At 68.2% G+C, this 1779-nt stretch carries 3 protein-coding genes; 1 reads left to right on the top strand and 2 read right to left on the bottom strand.

What is annotated here, in order from left to right; all coding sequences use genetic code 11:
- Positions 1–36: 36 nt before the first annotated feature.
- Both U9980_RS19310 and U9980_RS19305 read right to left on the bottom strand, forming a co-directional pair.
- The gene (locus U9980_RS19310; RefSeq protein ID WP_322769208.1) at positions 37–393 is read right to left on the bottom strand and encodes a VOC family protein; all 357 of its coding nucleotides are present in this window, start codon (positions 391–393) and stop codon (positions 37–39) included.
- Positions 394–597: 204 nt separating this feature from the next.
- Positions 598–1077 carry a helix-turn-helix domain-containing protein gene (locus U9980_RS19305; protein ID WP_322769207.1) on the bottom strand — a complete coding sequence of 160 codons (480 nt, stop codon included), beginning with the start codon at positions 1075–1077 and terminating at the stop codon, positions 598–600.
- 54 nt (positions 1078–1131) lie between these two features.
- Here U9980_RS19305 and U9980_RS19300 point away from each other — a divergent pair.
- Positions 1132–1779, top strand: a 648-nt coding sequence (locus U9980_RS19300) for an MFS transporter (RefSeq protein ID WP_322769206.1), incomplete at its 3' end; no start/stop codon positions are given.

Genomic DNA, 1779 nt, shown 5'->3' with positions numbered 1-1779 from the left:
CGCGACGACGCTGAGGGCGGGAGCGGATGTCGGCCCTCATCGGTCCTGAAGCAGCCCGAGGACATTGCCATCGGGGTCGGTGACGGTGGCCACCAAGCGACCGCCACCGACGTCGTGCGCGGGCTCCTTCACAGTGGCACCCGCGGCGGTCACCTCGGCCAGCTTCGCCTCGATGTCCGGCACGTGCCAGTAGGCCACCGGTGAGGTCATGCCCTGCGGTCCACCGCCCGGCACCAGCCCGATGTGCTGGCCCGCGGCCTCGTAGCCGACGTAGTAGGACTCGTCGGTCTGCGGCGGTACGCCGAGCAGTGCGCTGTACACCGCCTTGGCCGTCGCCAGGTCGGACACAGGATGCAGCACGGTCTTGATTCCCTGGGTAGAAGAGCCGGTCATGGTCGCTCCTGAAGTCGTGGGGCACATCGACCCGGTGTGTACGGTCGTGTCAAGACGAACGGCGAGGCGTGAAATCGACAGTCTGCACCCCACGGGGTTAGCGGTGGCACGGCGAAGGTCGAGTTCTGCTCGGTGACCGGCGCTTCTCCGAAACTGCTCACTTTCGGCCGGCTCTCCATGGCTTCCGCTATCTTCTTCACACCGTTACGAGCGCCCGGCAATAGGGATGCAGCCGTCCGGAGCCCCTGGCCCGGCGACGGCCTGCATACCTCGTGCCTCGAGCGGTTCGCCGCAGCTGGAGCAGGTCATGACCGCCGTCGATACCTGCCCGCAGTTGGTGTGTCTCATGAGAACCGGCGGACCGTCCGGCGCGGCGTGCTTGTCGCCCCACTGCCGCATGCTTTCCAACACCGGCCACAGGTCACGGCCCTTCTCGGTGAGCCGGTAATCGTAGCGCGGCGGATGCTGATTGTAAGGATTCTTCGTGAGGATGCCGGACTCCACCAGCTTGTTCAGGCGCTGGTTGAGCACGTTGCGGGAGATCCCGAGCCGATCCTGGAACGCGTCGAAGCGGCTGACTCCGAAGAAGACGTCCCGCAGGATCAGCATCGACCACCACTCGCCGACGACCTCGAGGCACTGCGCGACCGAGCAGGGCATGTCGGCGAAGCTCTTGCGTTCCATGCCCCCATGCTAGCTAGTTGCATGATGGAACTCACTACCTCTAGAGTCAGTTCCATGACAGAACTCGCCACGGTTCGCGACCGTCCGACCGCGGCACCAAGGCAGGCAGCGCCGCGCCAGGTGCTGCTGATCGTGTGCGCCGGCGTCATCCTCGCCAGCCTCGACCTGTTCATCGTCAACGTCGCCCTGCCGCAGATCGCCCGCGATCTCGGCGCGTCCGACCTGGGCGGACTGTCCTGGGTGCTCAACGGGTACGCCATCGTCTACGCGTCGCTGCTGGTGTTCTTCGGGCGGCTCGCGGACCGCTACCGCCGTGACCACGGGTTCCTGCTCGGCATCGCCGTCTTCACCGCCGCGTCCGCCGCCTGCGCGGCATCGACGAGCGTCGAGATGTTGATCGGCTTCCGGCTGGTGCAGGCAGCCGGGGCTGCGCTGCTGACCCCGACCTCGCTCGGGCTGGTGCTCGCCGCCTACGAACCGGCGCGCCGCCCCGGCGCGGTCCGCGCGTGGACCGCGGCCGGCGGGGTGGCCGCCGGCATCGGCCCGGTCGTCGGCGGCCTGCTGGTCGCCGCCAGTTGGCGGTGGGTGTTCCTGGTCAACGTCCCCGTCGGGATCGCCGCCCTGATCGTCGGCTGGCGCCGGCTGCCCCACATCCACGGCCACCCCGTCGAGCGGCCTGATCCGCTCGGCGTGATCCTCATG

Origin of the sequence: Protofrankia sp. Cr1, from assembly GCF_963555865.1 — a bacterium.
Classification (GTDB): Bacteria; Actinomycetota; Actinomycetes; order Frankiales; family Frankiaceae; genus Protofrankia.
This window is presented reverse-complemented; position numbering and strand designations above follow the sequence as displayed.